This is a genomic window from Pseudomonas mercuritolerans, assembly GCF_025706525.1.
Lineage (GTDB): Bacteria > Pseudomonadota > Gammaproteobacteria > Pseudomonadales > Pseudomonadaceae > Aquipseudomonas > Aquipseudomonas mercuritolerans.
The window spans coordinates 177714-203541 of record NZ_JAMSHA010000007.1 but is presented as its reverse complement, the minus strand read 5'-3'; the positions used below and the strand labels follow the sequence as shown (position 1 = coordinate 203541).

Genomic DNA, 25828 nt, shown 5'->3' with positions numbered 1-25828 from the left:
AGATGAGTTGACCACTTCAGGAAACTTTGCATCTGCCCTCCCTCGAACACCGCACTCCTGTTTGGAAAACGACTTTTGCTGCCGCGACACCGGGTCGAGTTATGAAGCGAGAACATGAGTTGGTGCCGGGCGGCCAAACCCTTCGGGTTGATCGCCTTCACGCGTTAGGCACAGCCCATAATGCGCTGTGCCTAACACAGTTTCATGAGTATTCGATAATCTGCTGGCTACGTAACATATTGAACCTCGCAAAGCCTTCTTCGAGATCGTAGATAAGATCAGATGGATCTTCAAGACCGATATGAAGCCGCACCAGGTGCCCGTCGATTTCCCAAGAGGTCGCACTTCTGACGGGTTTGGGGTCGGCAATCATCGCCAAGCTTTGAAAACCACCCCAAGAACCTCTAACCACGGATGCGCGGCGGTGCGCTACCAATTCCTCCCCGCGCTCGGACAGCCGACCACGTGCCAGCCAAAAGGTAGGGTAACGCCGAGATGGAGCCCGAAGAAGCGCAGTTCTCGTGATCTCATTCGCTCTGCCACCCAGCGACTATCAACCCAAACTCATCGATGATGCGGTCGAGGAGGGTGTTGAATTCGGAGGGGTGCCCGCTCAGTTCTACGTCTGTTTTGAGAATCCTCGCATCTTTGTAATCGCCATGAACCTTGAAAATGTAGCGTTGTGTATGCGTAAGCAGTTCAGCTCCAACCAACGTATCGGCTGAAGTGAACACCGTTGGCTCAGTCCCAAGATCGCGTAAGGCATTCTCCATTAATCTGTCAAAGTTTGTGGTGATGATAACGCGCACTTGGCTGTACTTAACTATGGCGGCGATCGTTACCTATCTAATCGAGACTTATCATGTCCAAACTTGCCGAATTACGCCAACTAGAAAAACACCTCGTCGAACAGCTCCAAGCTCTCCAAGCCCTCAAGGGTGACGCCGGCCTCAAGAAAGAAATCGAATTCGAAACGAAGCTGCGCGATTTGCCCGCAAAGTACGGTTACAGCTTGAGGGACGTGATCAATGTGCTCGATCCACAGGCAGGTCGCCGCGCTCCAGCTGTAGAATCGAAAGCTGGGAGCCGCAGTGAACTGGTCAAGTAATCTTGGACACTGATTACGGTTCACGCCGCCGACCTTTCCTTCATGACCGGCGACCGGTGCTGCTACCCGTTGCGGTCGGCTTGAATATCGAGCGTCAGCCGCGCAATGGAAGGCAGAACTGGTGGCCAAGAGGCCGAAACCGGCGAAACTGGTCACTAACCCGCGACTGCACCAGTACGTACGCGACCGTCTTGAGGGCAAGGTTCAAGACGCCGATGGTCGTGAGATTTCTGGGCCTCGGCAAGCGCCCTTCAAAGGCCGAAATAAACCGCATCGCAGTGACCGTAAATGGGTCAATGGCTGGTCGCCTGAGCAGATTGCCAACCGGCTCCAGATCGATTTTCCGGGATGATGAATCCATGCGCATATCTCATGAAGCCGTATATCAGGCGCTCTACATTCAGGGTCGAGGGGCTCTCAAGCGCGAACTGGTGAGCTGCCTGCGCTCAGGACGAGCATTGCGCGTGCCGAGAGCCAGAGCGCAGTCCAAAGTGTGGGCACACGTCAGCGAGGACGTCATGATCTCCAGTCGCCCTGCTGAGGTAGAAGATCGGTCTGTACCCGGGCATCGGGAGGGCGACCTGATCATCGGTCTGAACCGTTCTGCGATTGGAACTCTGATCGAGCGCACAACTCGATTTACCATGCTCGTCCATCGCCTCGCGAGAAGGTTATGGGCAAATTTCCGCACGAAGAACTGCCCGGCGCCGGCTGGCTATGGGGCTGTTAGTATGGCCAACGCATTGAAGAAGTCGGTGACTGATCTTCCCATCGAGCTGTGGCGATCGTTGACCGGGGATCGTGGAAAGGAGCTGTCGGATCACGCTCGATTTACCATCGAATCCGGAGTAAAGGTTTTCTTTGCTGATCCACATAGTCCATGGCAGCGCGGCACAAACGAAAATACGAACGGCCTTCTACGGCAATACTTTCCGAAAGGCACTGACCTCTCTCGTTGGAGTGCCCAAGAAATACAGGCGGTAGCTCACGTACTTAACACTAGATCTCGAAAAATACTCGGCTGGAAAACACCTGCCGAAGCACTGAATGAGTATCTAAAGTCTGTAAAACAATCCAGTGTTGCGACGACCGGTTGAATCCGCCCTGACAACCTTGGTCAGAATGAAACAATACATTTTGGGGATGGCCGCGTAGCTCAACCGCCAGGCGTAGCGCTTCGCAGGTCACGTTGGCATCAGAAATCATCAAGAACGACCAGCCTACGATCCTGCGAGCGTAATCCAGAACGGCGGCGAAGTACATCCACCGCTTGCCAACCTTGATGTAAGTCACGTCGCCACACCACACCTGATTAACCGCCTTCACATCAAATTTCCGCTTGAGCACGTGTGGCGCCACCAAGGCCTCCACGCCCGGCGACTTTTACTTATGGCGCCTGCGTTGACGACTAGCAATGCCAGCTTCGCGCATCAAACTGCGAGCCATATAACGTCCGATACGATGCCCTTTGGCTTGTAGCTCCTTGGACAATGTACGTGCGCCGGCCGGCTCTCTGGACGTCCTGTGGTGCCTGACCAGCGCGGTCTTAAGCTTGTCCCGTTCAGGATTTGCTCTGCCTTGGTGCTGACGCCAAGCTTAGAAACTGCTGCGGTTGACCCCGAACGCCCGGCAACACCTTTTAACGCCGTACTGCTCGTCCAGTTCATCGATCAGCGTGAATGATCTTCGGCGTCCAAAAGCAGGAGAGCACTGGCCTTTTTAGAATTTCGATATCCAGGTCTTTTTCTCTGAGCAGAGCTTTGAGCCTCTGAATTTCTAGTTGATCAGCGGTAATCGCCTTGGCCCCTAAGGGAGTCGAACCCAAGCGTTCTTTTTGTCCACTTGATCGACCCAGCGACGCAGCGCTGTGGGGCCGATATCTAGGCTGTCACAGACTTCGGTAACTGGCTGACCTTCATCCAACACCATGCTGACGGCCTTGAGCTTGAACTCACTCGAATAAGATTTACGCATATCCAAACACCTCAAATTTGGGCGCTATCATACCGCCCGTTGAAGTGTCCAAAATCATTAGGTCAGTTCACAGGCCTCGCCAAGTGAAGGTTTATAAAAAACCTCACACGGGACAGGTCGTTGAGACTAAGGGTGGAAATCACAAAACGCTAAAAGAATGGAAGGCAAAGCACGTTTCCGACACTATTGAGTCTTGGCTGAGCGGCCAACGAGAATGGCGACGATGCCAGAGATCAGGTTGATGTGGAATAGTCGCAGACAGTCCAATGGCGATGATCAGCAACGGCGTGACGTCGCCGGCGAACCACAGGATGAGCAGGTCTCTGAACTTTCCATGGCAATCTTCGGGGGACACTTATTTAATCGTGTGTTTTTCGATAAAGGGCGAAGGGTATGGCGGTGTTAATCATGAGGAGCTGCGAGTCTAGGCGAGTACGTCGGGACGTTGACCTAATAAGCTGTGCGCTACTGGCGGGGCATTTTGTTATTGAAGGGATCATTCGCAACGGGCGGAGAGGTAAGTTGATTTATTGCTATAGACCTTAAAAAATATAGCTCGCTTGGTTTTTTCCTGCGGTATGTTGCATGGACGTGAATTGAACAAAAGCGTTGTTTTTCTCACTTTTACGGAGTGAGCTCCATAAATTAGGAGGCTCTGATGGCTGCCTACAATCTTCGCCAACTCAGATATTTCGTCACCACGGCCGAGTGCGGTAGCGTCGCCGAAGCCTCGCGCAAGCTGTATATCGCGCAGCCGTCGGTGTCCACTGCGATCAAGCAGCTAGAAGACAGCTTTGGCGTACAGCTGTTTATTCGTCATCACGCCCAGGGCGTGTCGCTTACACCGAGTGGAGCACGCTTCTATCGCAAGGCGCTGAAGCTGCTACGAGTGGCCCATGAGTTCGAGCAGAACGCCCTGGCCGACAACGATGTGGTAGCCGGGCAGATCGATATCGGCTGCTTTGAAACAGTGGCGCCGCTGTACCTGCCGCGCTTGATCGCCGGTTTCAAGGCGCGCTGGCCGGGGGTGGAGATCCGTATTCGCGATGGCGAACAGCAGGAGTTGGTGCAGGCGCTGACGGCCGGGAGTATCGACGTGGCGATGCTCTTTGAACACGACTTGGGCGGTACCGTCGAGACCTCGCCGCTAATGCCACAGCAGCAGCCTTACGCGTTGTTGCCGGCGGACCATCGCTTTGCGCAGCAGGCCAGGGTGTCACTGGCGGATCTGGTGCTAGAACCGATGATTTTGCTCGACTTGTTGCCGAGCCGTACGTATTTCGTGAGCATCTTTGAAGAGCGCGGTTTGACGCCGAACATTTTGTTCAGCTCACCTTCGATCGAGATGGTGCGGGGTATGGTGGGGCAGGGGTTCGGGTTCTCGATTTTGGTGACCAAGCCATTCACCGAGTATGCCTATGATGGGCAGCAGCTGATATGTGTTCCTTTGGCGGAAACAGTGACTGGATCGGGTTTGTCGGCGGTGTGGTTGCGGCGGGCGCCGTTGACCCAGCCGGTGAAGCTCTTCGTCGACTACTGCCGCGAAGAGCTCGCGCGCTTGCTCACCTGAAGCCTGGGCGGCCGACATTACGCACCACTGACAGCACGTCGACGCCGGTACGGATCGACGCATTGAACTTTTGTGCATAAGCTTCAAAGTAGTCGGCCACGCTCTCTCTCGGCGCAAAGCCATCCGGCGCGACGGTGTCGAATTCCATGCCGGGAAACCGGTCATGCCAGGCCGGCTCATTGGCTACCAACGAATCCCAACGTCCGGGGCGCCAGCGCTCGGCAATACGGCTGCGCTCCAGCACCAGGTGGGGTACGCCTTGCTTGCTCAGGTGTTCGCTCACGGCCACGCCAGCTTGACTGGCGCCCACCACCAGAGTGTCTGTTTTTGTTATTGTTTCAGCTATGTCTTTGTCCTTGCGTAATGCAGATGAATTCAGCGTTGTCATGACTTCGAGGCTAGGGGGAGGGAGGTAAAAATAAAAAATATTATTAAGCTGGGAAGTGAGCACAAATATTGAATGCAAGCTCACCCTATCGGGTGATTACGATGTATTCCCTAGTGTGGGACGATCATTGTCGTTCTTTTCAACGAGTCTTCGAAGTGGAAAACGATCGGCTTTCTTCTGCGTACTGGTTCGAACAGATGGCCCGGGTTACCGAGAACATCGGTCAAGCGAACTTCGCCGCCACCTTGTTTGAGGCACTCGGTTATATCTGGCCGATCCAAGCCACGACGCTGTATCTGTATCCCCACGGCGGCATGCCCAGCGCCTTGTTCGAGTTGGGAGGTCCGTGGCTGCCGCAAGGCAATGTGAGCCAATATCTGTCCGGTTTTTACTTGCTTGATCCGTTTTACGGGGCGTGCGTAGAGAGCGTCAGTTCAGGGTGTTACGACCTTGCTGATGTCGCCCCCGATCATTTCGAACTGAGCGAATATTTCCAATCGTTCTATCGGCATTCGCATCTAGAGGATGAGCTGAATTACATCCTGCAGTCAGGCAGCGGATTGAGCCTGTCCGTGTCACTGGCGTTTACGCAGAAGCTGGAGGCGGCCACCACCCAACAGTTCAAGCGGATAGCGCCCTGGGTGCTGGCGGTACTCGGCAAACATTTTACTGGCCTGGATACCCGGGGTGCGCGCTTTGAAAGCTTGATGGAGCAACGCATCCATTCGGCGCTGAACAACTTTGGCTCGTCGATTCTGACCGAGCGCGAATGCCGTATTGCCCAACTGATACTTCGTGGTCACTCCACCCGTTCGCTGGCCGAACGCCTAGGCGTCTCGGAAGACACTATTAAATCTCACCGCAAACACATTTACAGCAAGCTCGACATTGGCGCGCAATCGGAACTGTTCTCGTTGTTCATCGATTCGTTGGCCGAGGCACAAGGCGTGCTGAGCAAAGACCCCCTTGAACGTTACATGCACAAAAATCCGCTGATCGGATCTGCGACCCCTTGCGCGACTACTAACAAGAGAGAAAAACCATGAACTTACCCTTCGAACCGAAACGCCAGACCCAGGACTATCAGAAGTCCGACGCGGCCCACCATATCCACGCGTTTGTCGATCAGAAGGCGCTGAATGCCGAAGGCCCCAGGGTTATTATCCGCGGCGAAGGCCTCTATTTGTGGGACAGCGAGGGCAAGCGCTACCTGGACGGTATGTCCGGCCTGTGGTGCACCCAGCTTGGTTATGGACGCAAGGACCTGACCGCTGCGGCTGCGGTGCAAATGGATCAGTTGGCCTACTACAACATGTTCTTTCACACCACCCATCCGGCGGTGATCGAGCTGTCCGAGCTGCTCTTCAGTTTGTTGCCTGGTCACTACAGCCACGTGATTTACACCAACTCCGGTTCAGAAGCCAACGAGGTGTTGATCCGTACCGTTCGCCGTTATTGGCAAGTGGTCGGCCAGCCGCAGAAAAAAATCATGATTGGTCGCTGGAACGGCTATCACGGCTCCACGCTGGCGGCTTCGGCGCTGGGCGGCATGAAATTCATGCACGAAATGGGTGGCCTGATTCCTGATGTCGCGCACATCGATGAGCCTTATTGGTACGCCCAGGGCGGCGAGCTGACCCCGGCCGAGTTCGGTCGTCAATGTGCCATGCAGTTGGAAGAAAAAATTCTGGAGCTGGGTGCTGAAAACGTTGCGGGCTTCATCGCTGAGCCTTTTCAGGGTGCCGGCGGCATGATCTTCCCTCCGGAAAGCTACTGGCCCGAAATCCAGCGGATCTGCCGCCAGTACGACGTGCTGCTGTGCGCCGATGAAGTGATCGGTGGCTTTGGCCGTACAGGCGAGTGGTTCGCCCACGAATACTTCGGCTTCGAGCCGGACACTCTTTCGATCGCCAAGGGCCTGACCTCCGGCTATATACCCATGGGCGGCCTGGTACTGGGCAAACGCATTGCAAGTGCGCTGGTGGATCAGGGCGGCGTGTTTGCCCACGGCTTGACCTATTCCGGGCACCCGGTCGCGGCGGCGGTAGCGCTGGCGAACCTTAAGGCGCTGCGTGATGAATGCATCGTGCGCACCGTGAAGGAGGACACCGGGCCGTACTTGCAACAGATCCTGCGTGAGGTGTTCGGCAACCACCCGATGATCGGCGAGATCCAGGGCGCGGGCCTGCTCGCAGCCTTGCAATTCGCCGAGGACAAGAGCACGCGCAAACGCTTTGTCAATGAAAACAGCCTAGCCTGGCAATGCCGCACCTTTGGTTTTGAAGAGGGGGTGATCATTCGCTCGACGCTCGGTCGCATGATCATGGCGCCGGCGCTCGTGGCAACGCGCGCGGAACTGGATGAGCTAGTTGAGAAGACCCATATTGCGGTAGACCGCACTGCACGGATCGCGGGAAAGCTGTGAAGTGAATGGTTAGTCCCTCTCCCATTTTTTTGGGGAGGGGCGACGTCCTCACCTCGCTCAGCGCGCATCGGGCTGCTCACTTTCAAAACGGTTGACGGTATCGACCTCATCGAATACCACGGCATTCTGCATGCCTATTTCCAGGAGTCTGCAATGAATACAATAACAAACGTAGCTGATACTCCCCCCCATCAATCCTCATCCGAAACCACTTCGTCACGGAGGTTTCGACAACCCTTGGGGCTTGTCGGGTTAGTGCTTTTCGGACTGGCGTACATGGTTCCGCTGGCAGTGTTTACTACCTACGGCCTGGTTACACAAATGACCAAAGGACATTTGGCCACGGCTTACCTGCTAACCCTCGCGGCGATGTTGCTGACCGCTTATAGCTATGGACGCATGGTCCAGGCACATCCCTATTCAGGGTCAGTTTATACGTATACGCGCAAAGCATTTGGCGCGTATTTCGGCTTTGTTGCCGGATGGACCTTGTTACTGGACTATATCTTCTTGCCATTGCTTAGTTATCTGCTGATCGGCATTTACATGTCGGAATATTTTCCCGCGGTTCCAACTGCGGTGTGGGTACTCGGTTCAATTGCATTAGTCACCCTGCTCAATATGATCGGCATCGAGTCCATCACTCGGGTGAACTGGATACTCGTCGTTGCTCAATTGGTCTTCATCGTTGTGTTCGTCGCGTTATCGCTTAACAACCTCAGTGGGCGTTCCACACCGGTTTCGCTGTTAGCACCGTTCCATCATGAAGGGTTCAGCGTCCCGCTGGTGATGGCGGGTGCCGCGGTGCTCTGTCTGTCGTTCCTGGGGTTTGATGCCGTGTCGACCATGGCCGAGGAAACTCCTGACCCTCGAAAAACGATTCCACTCGCCATTATAGTAGTGTCGTTGTTCGGGGGGGGGGTGTTTCTGCTGGTTTCGTATTTCGCCCAAATGGTATTCCCTGAATGGAACAGTTTCGCCGACTCTGATTCAGCCTCTGTCGACGTGATGCGCCGTGTCGGCGGCGAACTGCTAGTGACCGCCTTTACCGCGACCTATGTAGCAGGTTGCTTTGCTTCGGCAATGGTGTCCCAAGCCAGTGTATCGCGCGTGCTGTTTTCGATGGGGCGTGATGGAGCATTGCCGAGGGTATTTGGCAAACTGGTCACAAAAAAGCGCGTGCCAGCCACCGCGATCATGCTCGTCAGTTTGTTCTCGTTGATTGCCTTGTTTATTACCTTGGATACGGTTGCAAACATGATCAGCTTCGGCGCGCTCTTCGCATTTTCGGCGGTGAACTTGGCGGTGATCAAGCACTACCTTATCGACAAAAAACTGCGAGGCGCCCGAAATTACTTCATGTACGCAGCGCTGCCAGCCCTAGGGTTCCTCAGCACCATTTGGCTGTGGACGAGTTTGTCGGGCATGTCTTTCACGATCGGTTTGTGCTGGATGGGCTTGGGACTGATTTGTTTGTTGGGTGTCACGCGCGGGTTCAGGGTGAAGATGCCGGACTTGCAAATGATGAAGTGAAACATCATAACCCGGCCGGTTTTTGACAGCAGGCTATTACGATTTCTGCTGGCGCTATAGCTTATATCAGCGCGCAATACTAGTGCAACTTGCATCATGATTGGTGAGAAAGCAGTCGACCTAATTTTGACGAGTGGCGTGCGTCCTGAGCTCAATAGTTATGCACCCTCCATCCCGATCAACAACAACTGACCGTGTAGACGGTCTATGTGGGAGTACAACGTGTTCGACCTTAACTACTGGCAGCAGCGTGTTGCCCGCCAAACCTTTATCAACACCGCCGTGATCGGTGGACAGCAAGTTTCTTCAATTTCTGGGGCAACCTTCGATTCCATAAACCCAGCGACTAATCAATTGCTCGCACGTGTCGCCGCTTGCGGCGAAGAAGACGTCAACCTGGCTGTGCGTTCCGCGCGCCGGGCGTTCAGCACCGGCCATTGGCGACGTATGTCTCCCGGGGAACGCAAGAAAATTCTGATTAGGCTTTCGGAATTACTGATGGTGCACCGCGAAGAACTGGCGCTGCTCGATTCGTTGAACATGGGCAAGCCGGTGATGGATGCCTACAACGTGGATGTGCCCGGCGCCGCACACGTATTCGCTTGGTATGGCGAAGCGCTCGACAAGATCTACGATCAGGTGGCGCCTACCGCCCAGAATGCATTGGCCACCATTACACGAGAAGCCTTGGGGGTTATTGCTGCGGTAGTTCCCTGGAACTTTCCATTGGATATGGCCGCGTGGAAGCTCGCACCTGCCTTGGCCGCTGGCAACAGCGTGGTGCTCAAACCCGCCGAACAGTCTCCATTTTCTGCTATGCGTCTGGCTCAGTTGGCCTTGGAAGCAGGTATTCCAGAAGGAGTACTGAATGTGGTGCCCGGCCTCGGCGAGTGCGCCGGCAAAGCACTCGGACTGCACCCGGATGTAGATTGCTTGGTTTTTACAGGTTCGACTCAGGTCGGCAAATACTTCATGCAGTACTCGGCGCAGTCCAATCTCAAACAGGTTTGGCTGGAGTGTGGGGGAAAGAGCCCGAATCTTGTTTTCGAGGACTGCCAGGATTTGGACCTGGCGGCGGAGAAGGCCGCTTTCGGTATTTTTTTCAACCAAGGTGAAGTATGTTCTGCCAATTCACGCTTGTATGTGCAACGTTCTATCCATGACGAATTCGTCGAGCGCCTGATACGCAAGTCGCGTGCGTGGATGCCTGGCGATCCGCTGAACCCTGGAAGCGCTGCTGGCGCAATCGTCGACAGTGAGCAAACCGATCGCATTATGAAAGCAATCGGTCAGGCACGTGCTGACGGTGCCACGTTGCTGTCCGGTGGGGAGCAATTGATCATCAATGGGTCTTCAAACTTCATCCAACCGACCATCTTTGGCGACGTTACCGGCGACATGCTTATTTCGCGAGATGAAGTGTTTGGTCCGGTTTTGGCGATCAGCGCCTTTGACACCGAGGAAGAAGCGGTTCAGCAAGCCAACAATAGCATCTACGGCTTGGCTGCATCGGTGTGGAGCGATGATCTGAATCGTGCGCATCGCGTGGCTCGCGCGTTAAATGCCGGTACTGTCTCGGTCAATACCATCGACGCACTGGATGTGTCGGTACCGTTTGGCGGCGCCAAACAGTCTGGCTTTGGTCGCGATCTTTCGCTGCATTCATTTGATAAATACACCCAACTTAAAACCACCTGGTTTCAATTACGTTAACTAGGGGGCTCGGGTGTAAAAGAGGGGGGCGCGCACCGATTAATGAGACTGCTGCTGACCAAGACAGGCCTGATCAACTGAGATCGGGCCGGTCTTTCGAGGCGAATGGAATTGTCGCAATCCCGCAAGCATGGCAGCGATTCGACACAGAGTCCCAAGTCTTGGCTGAACTCTTCAGCCACCTGATCATTTATGAAGCCCATTATAGATGTCATAAGTGAACCGCCCGCACATGGAACCTACCAGTCGTCGGTTGGCCATCATCATTCTTGATCTCTGGCTCATAAAAATATCAGTGAGGCCGATAACAGACTAACCAGAAAAAACAGCGAACGAGATCAACGGATTAAACGATCAACAAACCATTCCTTTTAGGTAGCCATATGCTCACCGCACTCTCTATCCGCTTAAAAATCGTGATCTTGTCCGGCTTGTGTTTACTCGGCGTGATCGGCCTGATCGTCGGCATGAATCTGTTTCAAAGCAGCCAGAATAACCAGTTAATCGGTGCCTCAAGCAGTAAAATGCTGACAAAAAGCACTGAGAATCTGCTGCTGGCCAAAGCCGCGGAGCAAGCCGCAATCCTTCAAAAAACCTTCGACGCCGGCCTTTTGTTGATCAATACAGCAGCCGGCCAAGCCAATGATTTACGCACCATCGCAAATCGGCGCGCCATGCCACCAGCGGCTCTTCGCGAAGAGCTCAATCAAAATCTGAAAACGGTTTTTGAGCATAACCCAAACGTGATGGCAATTTGGTCGGCTTATGAGCCTGATGCCTTGGACGGCAGGGACAGCGAGTTTGTTGACGATGTGGCTCGCGCTTCAAATGACAGAGGGCGCTTTGCCAGTTCCTGGAACCGTGGCAGCGGTCAAACGGTCAATATTTTGATTCCGGAAAGTGACTTGCAAAAAACCGAACTTAGCATTAGTGGAGTTCCTTACAACAGTTGGTATACCTGTCCCCGAGACACCCGGCACTCTTGCCTCATGGCGCCTTACGCCGACCTTCAAGTGGGAAAGCTGCAATTGATGACAACGCTTTCCGTGCCCTTGATGGCTGATGGTAAAGTCATTGGCGTAATTGGCGTGGATATTTCTCTGGATTCGCTGCAAGTATCCGCCACTGGCGCTCACAAAGAACTGTTTGATGGATCAGGCCAAGTGCTGATTGTGTCTGGCAGCGGAGTTCTTGCGGCCTATAGCGCCGATGCAAGCCAAGTCGCCAAGAACATTGGCGACGCCCTTGGCGAAGAGGGCAAGAACATCATGAAAACACTGGCAAATAATACAGTTGAATTACTCACCAATAATAACTCGATCCGCGCGGTCTACCCCTTCAGGCCAATTCCTCAAGCGCCCACATGGGGGGTATCGATTGATTTGCCCAAACAGGTTCTGCTCGCCGATTCTTTAAAGCTCCAGACCTTGCTTAACGACGCCCAGACCAGTGGCACGCTCAAATCGTTGCTCTTTGCCATCGGTGCCGGCGTGCTTGGGCTGCTGTTGATATGGTTGACGGCTTCCGGTGTGACCAAGCCCATCAATACTGTTGCCAATACTCTCAAAGCAATTGCCACTGGCGATGGAGACCTGACGCAACGGCTTCACTACACTAAGAAAGACGAACTTGGAGAGCTTGTAAACTGGTTCAACCGTTTTCTGGACAAACTGCAACCGACCGTTGCCCAGATCAAACAAAGCATCACTGATGCACGCAGCACCGCAGCTCAGTCTTCGGAAGTTGCTCGGCTAACCAGCGAAGGTATGCAAGTACAGTTCCGTGAAATAGATCAAGTGGCAACCGCTTCCAATGAAATGAGCGCGACTGCGCATGATGTCGCTAATAGTGCCTCAAATGCAGCACAGGCTGCGAGGGGCGCCGATCAGGCAGCTCAGGAAGGAGTAGACATCATTGAACGTAGCACCCTCGACATCAGCAATCTTGCCGACGAGGTAAGCAGAGCGGTGACGGAAGTGGAAGCCCTCGCTGTTAACAGCGAGAAGATTGGCTTGGTAATTGAGGTGATCCGCGGTATTGCGGAGCAGACTAACCTGCTCGCGCTGAACGCCGCCATCGAAGCGGCGCGCGCCGGTGAAAGTGGCCGCGGCTTTGCTGTGGTAGCTGATGAGGTGCGCAACCTGGCCAAGAGAACGCAGGACTCGGTCGAAGAAATTCGAACCGTCATCGAGCGCATTCAGACGAGTACCAGGGGCGTGGTAACAATCATGTATTCCAGCCAGAACCAGGCACAAAGCAACGCTGGGCAGATTCAACAAGCCGTTGAAGCGCTTGGAAAGATCCGCAATGCGGTGACGGTAATAAGCGACATGAATTTGCAGATAGCCAGTGCGGCTGAAGAACAGAGCGCTGTAGCCGAGGAGGTCAACCGTAACGTTTCAGCAATACGCAACGTTACTGAGATACTGACAGAGCAAGCCACTGAATCGGCACACATCAGCAGTCAGCTCAATTCACTAGCCAATCATCAGATGAAGTTAATGGATCAGTTCCGCGTGTAACGATCTCTATCAGCGCCGAGCTCGGGATGACACACTGTGTAGGTGCATAGGTAAACTGCGTGTGCACTTCTTGGTCATTAACGAAGCCGCAAAATGTTCTAGTTTCGTGACCATATCCGTCGCAACGGCCGATGGCTGATTACGCTTTGGAGTGCCACCAGGCTACTTAGTAATCTTAATGTCGAAGGTATGCTCTTTAACGGGCAAGGCAAGTATTGGTGCGTTAGTCCAGCCTTCCAAGTCGGCATACTATTGATAAATACTGCATGATCAAAGGTCGATGCGTTGTCCAAAGGCCCCTGATTCAGATATGCGCACAAAGCACATATAGGTACGGATTCTATAGCTATGAGCCAGAGCTTCATCAAGCTTCGATCGATTAAGGGAGAAGATGTCAGATAAGGGAGAAGATGTCAGATGCTGCGGAATGGATATTGCGTGCGTAAGTAACGAACGAAAATCGGGTGCGAAAAGCATATGATGAATCCACTATTTTCCCTGTCAGGCTGCGAAGTACACTGCTGGAAACAATGGAGTTCAGGCTAAAAGAAGTGCTTTACACTGTCTGGCTCGCAGCAGCTAATTGAGTGATTCTGGCCTGAAACCGTATCTATACTTTACTCGAACCTGGGCCGAATAGACAAACCTTCGTCACGCTCTACGTCAGTCGGGGGTAACTCAGCCAGCTATAGCGATGAAAGCCTAGGTCGCGAGAAGGCACGGTTGTTTCCAAGAACTATGGTCGAATCGTTGTGCAGCTTAAGAGAGTGGGCAAACGGTAAAATTTCGTACCAAGGAAGATCCGCGAGACGACAGTACTACCGCGGCATCTAATGGATATTTAGAATTACTCTTCTATATTCTTCTATGCGACTTGGCTATCGAGCTGATTGAGGTATCTCCACGAGCGACGCTTCAGACTCAATTCACCGTATCCAACTCGGAAAATGATATTTATCATGGACGATGGAAGGTCGGGGCTGACTTGATTGCAGGGGTGGCAATGGACGCATTCTTTGAGATTAATTCGAAAAATCTAGCGCTATCCATGTAACCAACTAACCAATAGAGCCTCGACTTCAGCCTCACTTACCAGCCCCATCGGATATCGCTGCATAAGAGCGGCTTTGTAATTAGCAACTTCTACTATTGAGGAGTGATGCCTCCATATGGCACTTCTCATCCTCCTCCGTAAACTGAGGTTGGCAGCGAGACGTCGAGTTTGTAGCCAGCACCCATGATCCATAATATCTCCGTAAGGTATGTCGGCAAGGGGAACCATGATTATGTCTGTGGCAGAAAGAGGTCTTTTTTGTGTTCGCAGGTCAGTTGTATTTAGAGCGAGTATGCAGTTGCCCGGGACTTTGACCGGTCAGGCTTGTCAGCGATATGGCTGCGGCTTGCGCCGCTGAGCAAGCCGGTACAGCTATTCGTGGATTATTGCCGGGGAAAACTGGCCCGCCTGCGATGGAGATGTGTATCAGTCAGCTTTCTTTGGCAACTGACCGGCCGCCATCGCGCGAGCCCGGCTCCCACAGGTTAAGTGTTCAATTCAGGCGCGAATCCAATCCAGCATCCGCCGCAACATCGCATCACACCCCGCCAACTGCTCCACTTTCACAAACTCATCCGGCTTATGCCCCTGGTCCATGCTCCCCGGCCCGCACACCACCGTGGGAATGCCCACCTCATCGAACAACCCGCCTTCAGTGCCAAACGCCACCGTGCCGAATGCCCGCGAGCCGCAAAACGCTGCGATCAACTCCGCCGCCTGGCTGCGCTCATCCGTCACCAACCCGGGATACGCCGACAACTCGGTAAAACGAATCGCGCTCTGCGCACTCACTGCCCGCATGCGCGGCAGCACATGCTGCTCGGCGTAGGCCTTCAGTTCGTCCGCCACCGCGCCCGGGTCCTGGGCCGGCAATGCGCGCACCTCAAAATCAAACCGACAATCGGCGGGGACGATATTCAGTGCCTTGCCGCCGCTGATCACGCCGGTCTGCACCGTGCTGAATGGCGGATCAAACCGCGCATCCTGCTTGTGCCGCAAGTGCTGGCCGATGCGGCCCAGCTCACCGATCAACTCGGCCGCATGTTCGATGGCATTCACGCCAGACGGCGCGTACGCCGAATGGCAGGCTTCCCCATGCACATCGCAGCGCATGGCCAACTTGCCCTTGTGGCCTAGCACCGGCTTGAGTTCGGTCGGTTCGCCGATGATGCACAACATCGGCTTGACCGGCCGCTGCTCCAGCACTTTGAGCAACGAGCGCACACCCAGGCAGCCCACTTCCTCGTCGTAGGACAGGGCGATATGCACCGGCACCCGCAGCGGTGCCTCAACCAGCGCTGGCACCAACGCCAACACACAGGCGATATAGCCCTTCATGTCCGCCGTGCCACGGCCAAACAACTTGCCGTCACGCTCGGTCAACTCAAACGGCGGCACGGTCCACGGCTGGCCGTCCACCGGCACCACGTCGGTATGTCCCGACAGCACGATGCCCGGCAATTCCACCGGGCCAACACTGGCAAACAAGTTAGCCTTGCTGCGTTCCTCGTTGTAGACCAGTTCGCTGACTACGCCGAAACCGGCCAGGTAGTCACGCACATACTCGATCAGTTGCAGGTTGGATTCGCGGCTGGTGGTATCAAACCCCACCAGCATCTGCAGCAGTTCGCGGCTGCTGCTCATCGGTCGTCTCCGGCCACGCCGTAGCCGGGGGAGCGGTCCGGCGCGAGCGCACGGTCGATGTAGTCCTGCACTTGCGGGCGATAGGCGTCCCAGAGCTTTTGCAGCTCAAGAATCGGCTGTTCGTCAGCCCAATCCACTCGCAGGTTAATGATCGGCCAGGTCAGCTCGCCGACCACCACCAGCGCGGCAGAATGCACAGGGCCGGCTTCACCGCCGGCGGCAATGGCGGCGTGCATCGCTGCCAGCAGACGGTCTGCCAACTGGCCTTCGCCTTGCTCGAAGGCCGCGACCATCACCTCGATCACCGCGCGGTCGGCAAGCATATTGCCCGCCGCCACACACTGTTCGCCGGACACGGCGTTGTGGGTGCCGAGGGTTTCGCTGCCGCTGAAATGCACGCTGCGGCCCAGGTGATCAATCGCCGTCAGTTGCCGGTACTGGCTGTAGCCGTTGCGGGTCAGAGCCTTGTCGATAGCGTCGGCGGGTGCCAGGCCTTGTTCCAGCAGGTCGAGCACGTCCGGGCCCAGGGCCGGCAGCGTGATGTTCTGGGTCGACACCGCACCCACGCCGGGCCGCAGCCACGGGCAACGGGCACCCACAGCGATGCTCGATGAGCTGATGGCGATGCCCAGTTGGCCGGTGTCGGCGCAACGGCCGACGATTGAAAAGGTCATGTGCGGCTCCTCACTCGGGAATAACGGCGATCACATCAATTTCCATCAACCATTGCGGCTGGCCCAGGGCCGAGACCACCAGCCCGGTGGAAATCGGGAACACGCCCTTGAGCCATTTACCGACTTCCTGGTACACCGGCTCGCGGTAGCGTGGGTCGATCAGGTAGGTGGTGGTCTTGACGATATGGCTGAGGTCGCTGCCGGCTTCTTGCAGCAATTGCTTGACGTTTTTCATGGCTTGTTCGGCCTGGGCGCGTGGGTCGCCAAGGCCGATCAGGTTACCGTCGAAGTCGGTGCCCACCTGGCCGCGGACATACACGGTATTGCCGGCGCGCACGGCCTGGCACAGGTCGTTGTCCAGGCTCTGGTTAGGGTAGGTTTCCTTGGTGTTGAACATGCGGATGCGAGTGTGAGTAGGCATCAAAAAAACTCCGGCAATAAATGATCAGGCGCTGACAGGGGATTGGCGAACCACCGGGGCGGCTTCGCGGTACTCGAGGTATTGCCGTTGGATGGCGATATGGTCGGCCACGTACTTGGCGTCGTGCCACACACCCCAGATAAACGAAGAGCCACGGCGTGACTGCCACGGCAATCCAAGGAAGTAGATCCCAGCTTCGCTGCTCACGCCGCGCTGGTGCTGCGGTTTGCCGGCCGCGTCGAATGCATCCACCTTCAGCCAGCTGTAATCCACGGCAAACCCGGTGGCCCAGATGATCGTGGTGACACCGGCCTCGGCCAGCTCCAGTTCCAGGATCGGCTGCTGGATGCACTGCGCATCCGGGAACACACGGCGCGCTTCGGGCTCCGACGGCAAGTCCAGGCCGTTGCGCTCGATGTAAGCATCCGCCGCATCCAGCAGGGCCAGGTAGTTTTCATCGCCGCGCGCCAGGTTTTCCACCAGGTTCGGCTGGAACGTGGCGACGCTGCCGTTGAACGCTTGCGTCAGGCCGACCAGGACCATGCCTTGCTGGGCCAGTTCGCGAAAATCAATGGTCTTGCCGCCGTGGGCGCCGCTGACCGCGATGGTTACGTGCTCACGGCCAGGCTTCATCGCCGCCTGGTCCCACTCGCCCAGCACGCCGAGCCACCAGCAGAAGTCGCGGTTGCGGTAGGCGCGTGGCGGGCGGTCGTGGGCACCGACCGACAGGTACACCTGACGGCCGGAGCGTTGCAACTCATCGGCGATCTGTACACCGGACGAGCCCGCTCCCACCACCAGCACGGCGCCAGCCGGCAGTTGCGCAGGGTTGCGATAGTCGGCGGAGTGGATCTGGTGCAGCGCCGTGTCGGTGGGCGCGATGGCCGGGATCACCGGCTTCTGGAACGGCCCGGTCGCCGCCACGACGCGGTTGGCCTCAATCACGCCTTCGCTGGTGTGCACGGTGAAGCCTTGACGGCCAATATTGCGTACAACCGACAGCACCTCGACACCGGTACGGATCGGCGCATTGAACTTGCGGGCATAGGCTTCAAAGTAATCGGCCACCTGTTCTTTGGGCGCAAAGCCATCCGGGGCGACGGTGTCGAATGCCAGGCCGGGAAACCGGTCATGCCAGGCCGGCCCGTTGGCCACCAGCGAATCCCAGCGCCCGGTGCGCCAGCGCTCGGCGATGCGGCTGCGCTCCAGCACCAGGTGCGGCACGCCTTGCTTGCTCAGATGCTCACTCATGGCCACGCCCGCTTGGCCGGCGCCCACCACCAGGGTGTCTGTTTTTGTTATTGCTTGAGTCATGTCTCTGTCCTTGCGTTATGCAGTTGGATTCAGCGTTGGCATGACTTCAAGGCTAGGGGGAGGGGGGCTATAAATAAAATATTATTAAGCTAGGAAGTGAGCATAAGTATCGTATGCAGGCTCACCCTGTCGGGTGATTTCGGTGACTGCGCCGCTGTGGGACCATTATGGAAGTTATTTGAGCAAGTCTTGGACATAGACGACGATCGGTTTTCTCTTTCCGATGGTTCAAGCAGATGGCTTGCGTGACCGAGAATATCGGCTAGGTAGGATTGCTGCCTCGTTGTCCGAGGCGCTGGGCTGCGTATGGCCAATCCAGGCGACCACGCTGTAACTGTACCCACTCGACGGCGTACTAAGTGGTGTATTTGAGCTGGATGAGCCGTGGTTGCCCCAAGGCAATGTCCGCCAGTAGCTGTCCGGATTGTATCTGCGTGATCCTTTTTACGGCGCGTGCGTGGAAGGGGGCGGATCGGGCTGTTACGACCTGATCGACGTCACCCACGATCACTCGAGCTCAGCGAGTACTTCCAGTCGTTTATCGCCACTCACACCTAGAGAATGAGCTCAATTATATCCTGCAATCGAGCAACGGCTCGAGCCTAGCCGTCTCGCTGGCGTTCACCCAAAAGCTCGACGCAGCGATGACCCAGCAATTCAAGCTCATAGCACCTTGAGTGCTGGTATTGCTGGGTAAGCACTTCGTTGGCCTGGATGCCCAGGAAGCCCGGTTTGAAAACGCGCTGGAACAGCCCAGCCATTCGGCGCTCAACAACTTCGGCATCATCAATGCTGACCGAGCGCGAGTGCCGGATCGCCCAGTTGATCCTGCGCGGTCACTCCACGCGCTCCTTGGCCGAGCGGCTGGAGGTTTCTGAAGACACCATCAAGTCCCACCGCAACACATCTACACCAAGCTCGATATCGGTGCGCAGTCTGAATTGTTTACTCTGTTTATCGACTCGGTGGCCGGAGCTCAGGGCGTGTTAGGCAAAGACCCCCTTGAAAGCTACATGAGTAAGCTCCGCTGAGGGGTTGGCTCTACCGCGTTGTCCGCCAACGCGTCAGCGTCATCGACCGCCATAGCATCACGACAGCGATGGGTAGCGCGAAATGGGAGCGGCGATGCCCCTCAAGGATGTCTATAGGGAGTAATCCAAACTTCTCCATGGCCGCCAGCGCACGAGCGTTATTCGCTCCCATATCATCACGGGTGACGCCGGCATGCCGATAACGCTGTGCCTGGCTAAACAGGCTGCGCAGCAGATGGGCACCGTCATCGATCCAGGCTTCCATGTCCCTACGACCGATCAAGCAGTTTGATTGGCCAACGGGGTATGCCGCACCAGCGTGTCGTAGTCAGTCAGCAGGTAGACGGCGAGGAACCCCAGTTGGCTGCCGATGTACAAGGGCAAGGTGACAGGGTGGATGTTGAGGTTATCGCTCATGTCTATCTGTGCGGGCAGCTCTTGTCTGATCCGGTCCAACTGCCGGGTCAGTTCCAGCATCCCAGGCTTGGCCTGCATCAATATTTCTTCCAGCTGCACGATCGCTCAGTCGGCATAAGCATCGTCCCGCGCTCAGATGCAGTGGATCGGGCCAGCGCAGGTTATCCGCTGCTGGGGTCGCGCGCGGTACAGTACAAGTACTTTCTTTTAATACAGTGGCGGCGTTCGATTTCCGAACGCTGCCGGAAACCTTTGCGTTCAGACCCGGTTAGGAATCCGAACGAGGTTGCACACGATTTCGAACGAGGTGGTCACCACCCAATCGGAATCGTGTAACGTGCAAGACGTAAAGAGAACCTTGTAGGCATCCGCTGAGCTGATCGCGACCACGCCTCACCAAACTGAGCCAGCGAGTCAGCCTGAGCATCGTCAAAATGAGAGCGATGGTTTCACGGAGGCTGACGCACCGTAGGGCACGCTCGACAAGTAAGGCTGCAGATCTTCATAGCGCGGCGTAATCACGCTCTGGCTTGCAGCATGAGTCGAAACACCTGCCAGGCATTCCGTTCCAATGGCGTTAGCGACTATTCAGCAGCAAGCGACGCGGCACGACTTGGCAAGATTGGCCACTGAACAAAAAGCCCGCCAGCATGGACTGATTGGACGGATGCTCAGTGCTAGGGCGTGCGGGCCAGCGTTCACTCAGTTGCTGGGTGCATGCTGCAGGACACCTTGCCAGCGATCGGACGGGGCAGTGTCATGTTCTGTTGCTGTAATGATCGGTCTGCTGCCAAACGATGGTCAAGCTGATCTGTTGCTTCTCCGACAACATCATCATGGCGTCGAGCTGATCCTTAGCACCTTCCTCTGCGCGTAGCTGGCACCAACGCTGTCAGAGTGCATGTTCCTGCGCTTCGCTCAAGCTCTAGGGCGGCCCTTACGGGGCTCTATCTTGAGCAGCCGTCGGCGCAGGGCGGTCTCCGAATGCGCCAAGCCGAAGCACTGATACATGATTGTACTGCTGGCACCGAGCTTGAGCGCTCGGTTGATCAGGCGCTCGTTGTGTTCGTCACGTTCGGCCTGGTCGATAAAGCGATGTAGCACCGGAGAATAAATCATGATCCCAACCCAGGGGACGGTGGCGTGGACTAAGCGCTTGGCGCGTTCCCAGCACTCCGTATGCTTAACGAATGACCGTCTGAGACGACGTTGTGTTTCCGCTTCTCGGGCACGTTTAAGACGACGTTTTTCGTCCTCAACCCATTGGTGTTTTCTCGCCCCTCCTTGTCTCGAAGGGCTAAAAGGGACGCTGACGCGGACTTGAGGCTGGACAAAATGCTGGGTAGTTTTCTCGAACGGTGCGGTCTTGTTGTCCTTCAATTTTTTCAGTTACCCATAATCCATCCGCGCTTCAATCTGAAAGGGAGCTCATCCGTTGAGGCCCACTCAAACTGTGGGCTTCGCAAAGACATAAAATCAGGTTCCCTAGGAGCGCCGGGGCGGCGCTTGGGGGGGCGGTATCGGATGTTTGTCTAAGCGTTCCACGAGTCGCACGGCTATGGGCTCGTCGTTGACAGTGACCATGGTTTTTCCTTCAGCATTGATCTTCCACGTATAACCTTCAGCTTCACGTTCTTTGATCAGTGCATCAAACAGGATTGCGCAGCGTTCGATCACCGACGAGGAGATCATTGCATTTAAGACATGCTTGCCTGCGTAGTCGAGGAAGCCATTTTTGAGCTTTACTGCTTTTGCGTTTTTAACCATTGACTCGCTAGGGCGTGGGGCATGGTCAATTGAGACGGGAACTCAATCATTCGCTGGACTATGGCTGAGTTTGTCTTTGCGTTATTGCCAACATGTGGAGGGGCACGGTCGACACTTGGAATTGAATTTCGCCCTTTGATGGCAGAAGGCTTGGGTTTGCATTGACGCTGCTTTTCCTACTTCGCCCAATAGCCACGGCCAGGGAGGGGAATGCCAGTTTTGCGGCATGCCTTGGCGTCGGAGACGTCAGGCACCCCGAGGTCCAATTTGACCATCGGCGGCGAACGCTGTGAAAGCGCATAGCTTGCGCGGTAAACCATGAGCAATACTTGTTGATTGCTGAAGTTTAAAACGTTTTTGTTTTGGAGTCCGACCTCTTATCGTGGTCCTCATTCAAGTGAGTTCTCGAGGGCACCATGATCACCGGACCTACCGTGGACATGCCGCTGATGAGCCGACTGATTGTGGTATGTAAATCGTCGGCACAGAAAACCAAGGCACGCGTATGACCCTCTCCCTGTCCTGTCGGTATTGAGCCGATGATCAAGGCCTTGGGACAAGCGTCACTGCCGCTCGGATTGCTCTGCGTTGGTGCTGCGCTTGAGTTCGGAAGCATAAGGCAATGGTATCGCCCGGTGGGTTACTCGTCGCTGACCAAGTTTTTAATCATGCCACTGGTTACGCTTTTGGCGTGCCACCTATTCGAACTTGAAGGAAAGGCCGCGGTTGCAGCCCTTCTATTCCAGGCACTGCCCACAGCCTCATCCTCCTACATCATGGCAAGGCAATTAGGGGGAGACGCCCCCCTTATGGCTGGGATCATCGCTTGCCAGACCATGCTGGCAGGATTAGCACTTCCAGCGGTTATCCTCGTGATGGCCCAGTGGGTTTGAGTGTCAAGTGTTTACAAACATTGAGTAAAGTAAGACCGACAAGAAAGCGCCTCTGGTTCGTTCGAGTGTGTCAGGTGTTACTCATTGACAAACGAGAGATGAGTTGACCACTTCAGGAAACTTTGCATCTGCCCTCCCTCGAACACCGCACTCCTGTTTGGAAAACGACTTTTGCTGCCGCGACACCGGGTCGAGTTATGAAGCGAGAACATGAGTTGGTGCCGGGCGGCCAAACCCTTCGGGTTGATCGCCTTCACGCGTTAGGCACAGCCCATAATGCGCTGTGCCTAACACAGTTTCATGAGTATTCGATAATCTGCTGGCTACGTAACATATTGAACCTCGCAAAGCCTTCTTCGAGATCGTAGATAAGATCAGATGGATCTTCAAGACCGATATGAAGCCGCACCAGGTGCCCGTCGATTTCCCAAGAGGTCGCACTTCTGACGGGTTTGGGGTCGGCAATCATCGCCAAGCTTTCAAAACCACCCCAAGAGTAACCAATTGAAAACAACGATAGGCTATCCAAAAGTGCATCTGCCGCTACTTGTGTTGAAGGTTTGGTCACGAAGGAGAGTAAACCGGACGCTCCTCTAAAATCCCTCTTCCATAACTGGTGCTGAGGGTGAGATTCTAATGCAGGATAATAAACCGCTTTCACCTCCTCGCGTGTCTCCAACCACTTGGCGACAATCGTAGCGTTTCTGTAATGACGCTCCAGTCGCACATCAAGTGTTCTCATGCCCCGGAGCGCCAGCGTCACGTCATCTGGACTCGCAAATAAGCCCATGCTGAAATGGAATCGTTTGAGGCTGTCCCACGCGCGCTTGGAGGCTGATACGGTGCCAAGAACCGCATCGGAGTGACCGACGATATATTTTGTAGCTGCCATGATGGACAGATCAACACCAAGTTCCAATGAAGGAAAGTAAAGCGGGGTGCCCCAAGTGTTGTCTGCAATAACTAGGATGTCATGATCATGTGCAACCTTGGCTATAGCAGGGAGGTCTTGTATTTCCAAAGTCAAGGAGCCAGGAGATTCGGTATAGATCGCTTTAGTGTTCGGCTTGAGCAAGTCAACGATTCCGGCTCCTATTGTCGGATCGTAAAACGAGACCTCAATCCCCAGCCGTTGACCCACCTGCTCACAAAAAGCCCTTATCGGCGCATACACATTGTCGGCAACTAGCAGATGATCCCCAGTTCCCACGACAGACAGTATGGCAGTCGTGCATGCCGAGAGCCCTGAAGGACAAAGAACCGTGCCTTCCGCTCCCTCCAACTGCTGGAGGGCCTGAGTCAATGCCTCTGTCGAAGGGTTGTTCCACCGGCCATACGAATATTTTTGGCGACCCTCGCGCATCGATTCCGATGTAGGAAAAGCTACGGTGGAGCCCCGGTAAACCGGTGTATTCACGAAACCATGATGCTGATTGGGGTTGATAGAAGCATGGGCGAGCAGGGTTTGCACGGTTTTATATTTCTTCATACAGGCTGCCATTTGTTGAGTAGTGGGGGCGTGTCGTTGCGCGTGTCACTGAGATTAAAGTACTAAATTTATTAAATGTCTACCATTTGGTTTGCGTTTAGTAAAAACGTCTTTAGAAACAGAGAGTTATCCTTGTATTATAAAATCTATTGCATGGCTACCGAGTAGTTGGTAGGATTCTCGTGCCTGATGGTTTCGGACTTTTTCGACCGAAATGTGATGCTTATGGCGCGCGAGGACATTTCTAGAGCGAGGCCTAATAACCGTAATGGTGAAGGCGCGGTGCGCTCTCTCTCTCTCTCTTTCTTCTCTTTGAAGCTGGGGAGGAAAGACTTAAGTTTGCAAGGGATAAGAAAAATAACTGCAAATTAATTGTTTGGGTGACACATGAAAAATAAAAACGTACAGCCCGTTCCAGCCGTTCAGTGTGAAAGCGAATTGAGAGACAGATCGAACTGGCTTGACTCTCATGAAAGTGGCTACTCAAAACACCTAAAAAAACGCCATGTGCAGATGATGGCACTCGGCGGAGCTATCGGCACTGGGTTGTTCTTGGGAGCAGGGGCCAGACTTCAAATTGCCGGGCCTGCACTTGCGGTGGTGTATTTAGTGTGTGGAGTTTTCGCCTTTTTCATACTAAGAGCATTGGGTGAGCTGGTTATGCACCGCCCTAGCAGCGGGAGTTTTGTATCTTATACTAGAGAGTTTATGGGGGAGCGCGCCTCCTTTGTAGCGGGCTGGATGTACTTCTTGGTTTGGGCATTAACGGGTGTAGTTGACATAACAGCGATTGCGATATACATGAAATACTGGAGCGTTTTTTCGGACGTTCCACAGTGGATATTCGCACTTAGCGCCTTGGGCGTTGTGACATTGATGAACATGGTTGGTGTCAAATGGTTTGGTGAAATGGAGTTTTGGTTTGCTGTTATTAAGGTGGCAGCTATCAGCATTTTTTTGATTGTCGGCTCGTTTTTTTTTGCAACTGGCCACGAGGTGGCGGGGCACATCCCGGGTCTGCATTTGATCTCGGATAATGGAGGTATTTTTCCCCATGGCTTTCTGCCGGCGATTATTATCGTGCAAGGCGTAATTTTTGCTTATGCGAGTATAGAGTTGGTGGGAACCGCTGCTGGTGAGACGGCAGATGCCAAAAGGGTCATCCCTAAAGCAATCAATGGCGTGGTTTGGAGAATAGGGCTTTTTTACGTAGGCTCGGTATTCTTGCTAGTCACTGTATTGCCGTGGACGGCCTACAGCGCTAATGTCAGCCCTTTCGTGACGTTCTTTGAAGCGCTCGGCATTCCTGGAATGGGCTCCGTTATGAATATCGTTGTAATGACTGCCGCACTCTCTAGTCTGAACTCAGGCTTGTACGCAACGGGGCGGGTACTGAGATCGCTAGCCATGGGAGGATCTGCCCCCAAGATGTTTAAACGTATGAGCACCCAAGGGGTTCCCTATATGGGGATCTTGGTGACAATGGGGATCAACGTATTTGGCGTGCTATTGAATTCTCTAATTCCGTCCCAGCTATTTGAGCTGCTGCTTAATCTAGTTTCTCTGGGGATCCTTTCCACTTGGGCATTCATTGTACTTTCTCAAATAATGTATCGTCGTGCGGTGAAGAGAGGTGAAGCCGAGATGGTCTCGTTTAGAATGCCAGGTGCTCCGTTTACTTCTTGGCTGACCCTGGGTTTCTTGCTCGTAGTGCTGGTGCTATTGGGTTTCGATTATCCTAATGGAACATATACTGTTTTATCTATACCGGTAGTCGCTGGAGCTCTAATGCTGGGTTGGGCAAAGGCCGTCCGTTCCAAAGCCGTGCGCTCGGAAAAAATAGAGAACAGTTCGAGCCATGTAGGAGTATAGCTTAATGCCAATGAGAGCA

Annotated in this window: 16 protein-coding genes and 12 pseudogenes; 14 read left to right on the top strand and 14 right to left on the bottom strand. The window is 54.7% G+C overall.

The genetic code is table 11. The features are described from left to right. Positions 1–527: 527 nt before the first annotated feature. A complete protein-coding gene (locus ND528_RS20605) occupies positions 528–809 on the bottom strand; it encodes an SIR2 family protein (protein WP_263471087.1) in 282 nt (93 codons plus the stop codon). A gap of 53 nt (positions 810–862) precedes the next feature. Here ND528_RS20605 and ND528_RS20600 point away from each other — a divergent pair. Both ND528_RS20600 and ND528_RS20595 read left to right on the top strand, forming a co-directional pair. After that, positions 863–1090, top strand: a pseudogene (locus tag ND528_RS20600) (histone-like nucleoid-structuring protein, MvaT/MvaU family); the annotation flags it as partial. Between the two features lie 76 nt (positions 1091–1166). Further along, positions 1167–2205 (top strand): annotated as a pseudogene (locus ND528_RS20595) (IS30 family transposase); the annotation flags it as partial. On the opposite strand, the gene ND528_RS20590 reads toward ND528_RS20595, so the two are convergent. The 3 genes and pseudogenes from ND528_RS20590 to ND528_RS20580 all read right to left on the bottom strand — a co-directional run bounded on the left by ND528_RS20590 (position 2108) and on the right by ND528_RS20580 (position 3082). Beyond that, positions 2108–2416 carry a DDE-type integrase/transposase/recombinase gene (locus ND528_RS20590; RefSeq protein ID WP_263471183.1) on the bottom strand — a complete coding sequence of 103 codons (309 nt, stop codon included), beginning with the start codon at positions 2414–2416 and terminating at the stop codon, positions 2108–2110. The pseudogene ND528_RS20595 and the gene ND528_RS20590 overlap by 98 nt on opposite strands. Positions 2417–2491: 75 nt before the next feature. Then, positions 2492–2656 (bottom strand): annotated as a pseudogene (locus ND528_RS20585) (IS3 family transposase); the annotation flags it as partial. A gap of 258 nt (positions 2657–2914) precedes the next feature. After that, a complete protein-coding gene (locus ND528_RS20580; protein WP_263471086.1) occupies positions 2915–3082 on the bottom strand; it encodes a transposase in 168 nt (55 codons plus the stop codon). Between the two features lie 71 nt (positions 3083–3153). On the opposite strand from ND528_RS20580, the pseudogene ND528_RS28510 reads away from it, so the two are divergent. Beyond that, positions 3154–3324 (top strand): annotated as a pseudogene (locus ND528_RS28510) (hypothetical protein); the annotation flags it as partial. A 416-nt stretch (positions 3325–3740) separates the two neighbouring features. Further along, complete coding sequence (locus ND528_RS20570; RefSeq protein WP_263471085.1) at positions 3741–4652, top strand: LysR family transcriptional regulator; 912 nt, start codon at positions 3741–3743, stop codon at positions 4650–4652. Here ND528_RS20570 and ND528_RS20565 read toward each other — a convergent pair. Then, positions 4651–5040 (bottom strand): annotated as a pseudogene (locus ND528_RS20565) (hypothetical protein); the annotation flags it as partial. The gene ND528_RS20570 and the pseudogene ND528_RS20565 overlap by 2 nt on opposite strands. 197 nt (positions 5041–5237) lie before the next feature. Between ND528_RS20565 and ND528_RS20560 the strand changes: the two are divergent. From ND528_RS20560 to ND528_RS20535, 7 genes and pseudogenes are all read left to right on the top strand, one after another. Beyond that, complete coding sequence (locus tag ND528_RS20560; protein ID WP_263471182.1) at positions 5238–6086, top strand: response regulator transcription factor; 849 nt, start codon at positions 5238–5240, stop codon at positions 6084–6086. Beyond that, complete coding sequence (locus tag ND528_RS20555) at positions 6083–7465, top strand: aspartate aminotransferase family protein (protein ID WP_263471084.1); 1383 nt, start codon at positions 6083–6085, stop codon at positions 7463–7465. Before ND528_RS20560 ends, ND528_RS20555 begins: the two co-directional genes overlap by 4 nt. A gap of 153 nt (positions 7466–7618) precedes the next feature. Beyond that, positions 7619–8998 carry an APC family permease gene (locus ND528_RS20550; protein WP_263471082.1) on the top strand — a complete coding sequence of 460 codons (1380 nt, stop codon included), beginning with the start codon at positions 7619–7621 and terminating at the stop codon, positions 8996–8998. Positions 8999–9220: 222 nt separating this feature from the next. Then, complete coding sequence (locus tag ND528_RS20545) at positions 9221–10711, top strand: aldehyde dehydrogenase (RefSeq protein ID WP_263471081.1); 1491 nt, start codon at positions 9221–9223, stop codon at positions 10709–10711. Positions 10712–11094: 383 nt separating this feature from the next. Then, positions 11095–12375 (top strand): annotated as a pseudogene (locus ND528_RS28505) (PDC sensor domain-containing protein); the annotation flags it as partial. Positions 12376–12477: 102 nt separating this feature from the next. Beyond that, positions 12478–13233 carry a methyl-accepting chemotaxis protein gene (locus ND528_RS28500; RefSeq protein WP_408005055.1) on the top strand — a complete coding sequence of 252 codons (756 nt, stop codon included), beginning with the start codon at positions 12478–12480 and terminating at the stop codon, positions 13231–13233. A gap of 1372 nt (positions 13234–14605) precedes the next feature. Then, positions 14606–14698, top strand: a pseudogene (locus ND528_RS20535) (LysR family transcriptional regulator); the annotation flags it as partial. A gap of 87 nt (positions 14699–14785) precedes the next feature. Here the strand turns inward: ND528_RS20535 and argE are convergent. From argE to ND528_RS20515, 4 genes are read right to left on the bottom strand one after another with little or no spacing between them, the layout of a single operon-like run. Further along, positions 14786–15931: an acetylornithine deacetylase gene (gene argE / locus ND528_RS20530; protein ID WP_263471079.1), complete on the bottom strand. Its 1146-nt coding sequence runs from the start codon at positions 15929–15931 to the stop codon at positions 14786–14788. Continuing rightward, on the bottom strand, positions 15928–16605 hold the full coding sequence (locus ND528_RS20525; RefSeq protein ID WP_263471078.1) for a DUF1028 domain-containing protein: 678 nt from the start codon (positions 16603–16605) through the stop codon (positions 15928–15930). The genes argE and ND528_RS20525 overlap by 4 nt, the downstream gene beginning before the upstream one ends. A 10-nt stretch (positions 16606–16615) precedes the next feature. Beyond that, positions 16616–17026 carry a RidA family protein gene (locus ND528_RS20520; RefSeq protein WP_263471077.1) on the bottom strand — a complete coding sequence of 137 codons (411 nt, stop codon included), beginning with the start codon at positions 17024–17026 and terminating at the stop codon, positions 16616–16618. Positions 17027–17050: 24 nt separating this feature from the next. Beyond that, positions 17051–18340, bottom strand: coding sequence for a flavin-containing monooxygenase (locus ND528_RS20515; protein ID WP_263471076.1), 1290 nt, complete (start codon positions 18338–18340; stop codon positions 17051–17053). Between the two features lie 236 nt (positions 18341–18576). On the opposite strand from ND528_RS20515, the pseudogene ND528_RS20510 reads away from it, so the two are divergent. Continuing rightward, a pseudogene (locus tag ND528_RS20510) lies at positions 18577–19371 on the top strand (helix-turn-helix domain-containing protein). Here ND528_RS20510 and ND528_RS20505 read toward each other — a convergent pair. From ND528_RS20505 to ND528_RS20490, 4 genes and pseudogenes are all read right to left on the bottom strand, one after another. Further along, positions 19350–19920, bottom strand: a pseudogene (locus ND528_RS20505) (PFL_4669 family integrating conjugative element protein); the annotation flags it as partial. The pseudogenes ND528_RS20510 and ND528_RS20505 sit on opposite strands and share 22 nt — an antisense overlap. Further along, positions 19919–20565, bottom strand: a pseudogene (locus ND528_RS20500) (STY4528 family pathogenicity island replication protein); the annotation flags it as partial. The pseudogenes ND528_RS20500 and ND528_RS20505, both read right to left, overlap by 2 nt. Next, a pseudogene (locus ND528_RS20495) lies at positions 20546–20943 on the bottom strand (STY4526/YPO1902 family pathogenicity island replication protein); the annotation flags it as partial. The pseudogenes ND528_RS20500 and ND528_RS20495, both read right to left, overlap by 20 nt. Positions 20944–21273: 330 nt before the next feature. Then, positions 21274–21555: a hypothetical protein gene (locus tag ND528_RS20490; RefSeq protein WP_263471075.1), complete on the bottom strand. Its 282-nt coding sequence runs from the start codon at positions 21553–21555 to the stop codon at positions 21274–21276. A 521-nt stretch (positions 21556–22076) separates the two neighbouring features. Between ND528_RS20490 and ND528_RS20485 the strand changes: the two are divergent. Next, positions 22077–22448 (top strand): annotated as a pseudogene (locus tag ND528_RS20485) (AEC family transporter); the annotation flags it as partial. A 298-nt stretch (positions 22449–22746) separates the two neighbouring features. Here the strand turns inward: ND528_RS20485 and metC are convergent. Next, positions 22747–23937: a cystathionine beta-lyase gene (gene metC / locus ND528_RS20480; RefSeq protein WP_263471074.1), complete on the bottom strand. Its 1191-nt coding sequence runs from the start codon at positions 23935–23937 to the stop codon at positions 22747–22749. A 387-nt stretch (positions 23938–24324) separates the two neighbouring features. Between metC and ND528_RS20475 the strand changes: the two genes are divergently transcribed. Continuing rightward, the gene (locus ND528_RS20475) at positions 24325–25809 is read left to right on the top strand and encodes an amino acid permease (RefSeq protein WP_263471073.1); all 1485 of its coding nucleotides are present in this window, start codon (positions 24325–24327) and stop codon (positions 25807–25809) included. Positions 25810–25828: the final 19 nt, after the last annotated feature.

Bases quoted from the DNA above. Each gene is read 5' to 3' on its own strand.
- ND528_RS20580 (WP_263471086.1), bottom strand. From the start codon at position 3,082: ATGCGTAAATCTTATTCGAGTGAGTTCAAGCTCAAGGCCGTCAGCATG.
- ND528_RS20570 (WP_263471085.1), top strand. From the start codon at position 3,741: ATGGCTGCCTACAATCTTCGCCAACTCAGATATTTCGTCACCACGGCC.
- ND528_RS20560 (WP_263471182.1), top strand. From the start codon at position 5,238: ATGGCCCGGGTTACCGAGAACATCGGTCAAGCGAACTTCGCCGCCACC.
- ND528_RS20555 (WP_263471084.1), top strand. From the start codon at position 6,083: ATGAACTTACCCTTCGAACCGAAACGCCAGACCCAGGACTATCAGAAG.
- ND528_RS20550 (WP_263471082.1), top strand. From the start codon at position 7,619: ATGAATACAATAACAAACGTAGCTGATACTCCCCCCCATCAATCCTCA.
- ND528_RS28500 (WP_408005055.1), top strand. From the start codon at position 12,478: ATGCAAGTACAGTTCCGTGAAATAGATCAAGTGGCAACCGCTTCCAAT.
- argE (WP_263471079.1), bottom strand. From the start codon at position 15,931: ATGAGCAGCAGCCGCGAACTGCTGCAGATGCTGGTGGGGTTTGATACC.
- ND528_RS20525 (WP_263471078.1), bottom strand. From the start codon at position 16,605: ATGACCTTTTCAATCGTCGGCCGTTGCGCCGACACCGGCCAACTGGGC.
- ND528_RS20520 (WP_263471077.1), bottom strand. From the start codon at position 17,026: ATGCCTACTCACACTCGCATCCGCATGTTCAACACCAAGGAAACCTAC.
- ND528_RS20515 (WP_263471076.1), bottom strand. From the start codon at position 18,340: ATGACTCAAGCAATAACAAAAACAGACACCCTGGTGGTGGGCGCCGGC.
- ND528_RS20490 (WP_263471075.1), bottom strand. From the start codon at position 21,555: ATGGTTAAAAACGCAAAAGCAGTAAAGCTCAAAAATGGCTTCCTCGAC.
- metC (WP_263471074.1), bottom strand. From the start codon at position 23,937: ATGAAGAAATATAAAACCGTGCAAACCCTGCTCGCCCATGCTTCTATC.
- ND528_RS20475 (WP_263471073.1), top strand. From the start codon at position 24,325: ATGAAAAATAAAAACGTACAGCCCGTTCCAGCCGTTCAGTGTGAAAGC.